Source organism: Anaerostipes butyraticus, assembly GCF_016586355.1.
GTDB lineage: Bacteria > Bacillota > Clostridia > Lachnospirales > Lachnospiraceae > Anaerostipes > Anaerostipes butyraticus.
The window spans coordinates 1-713 of sequence record NZ_BLYI01000017.1; the positions used below are offsets into that span (position 1 = coordinate 1).

A 713-nucleotide genomic window follows, 5' to 3' on the forward strand; every position below is an offset into this window, starting at 1 on the left:
TGGCAGAATGGCTTGTAGTCTGGCCAGAAGGGATTTGGCGCCAGCCGTGCCAGCGAGCGAGAGCGAGACTGGCAGAATGGCTTGTAGTCTGGCCAGAAGGGATTTGGCGCCAGCCGTGCCAGCGAGCGAGAGCGAGACTGGCAGAATGGCCTGTAGTCTGGCCAGAAGGGATTTGGCGCCAGCCGTGCCAGCGAGCGAGAGCGAGACTGGCAGAATGGCTTGCAGTCTGGTACAAAAGGAGATCAGGCGCCAGCCGTAAAGAAAGTTTTCCGGGCAGAAGCATCCCAGGATTTAAAAATAAATATATGGAGGATGACTTCTGGGAAGAAAGCCTCCTGTGGGTCAAGAAGCTCATATAGGAGGAGAAATTTCAGGAGAATTACCCCCTGAAATATAAAAAATAAATACAAGAGGATGGCTTTGAGAGAAAATTAGCTCCTGTGAGTCAAGAAGTTCAGATGGGAGGAGAGAAATTTAGAGAAGGAACCTCCTGCCGAGTCAAGAAGCTTACATAGGAGGAAATAAATTTGGAGAGAAAGCCTCCTATGGATCAAAATACTTATAAAGGAGGATATAATCGTGAAGAAAGAACCTCCCAGGAGAAATAAATCAGTAAAAGGAGGAGAAATCTTTGAGGGAAAGTCCTCTCAGAATATAAAAAACAGAGAGAGGAGGAGAAACCTCAGGGACGACCACCTCCCAGGAGTGAAAAA

General features: G+C 47.8%; 1 protein-coding gene. It reads left to right on the forward strand.

The features are described 5' to 3' along the window. The coding region (locus tag JMF81_RS03740) for a hypothetical protein (protein WP_201310134.1) at positions 1–359 on the forward strand (359 nt) is incomplete at its 5' end. Between the last annotated feature and the right edge of the window lie 354 nt (positions 360–713).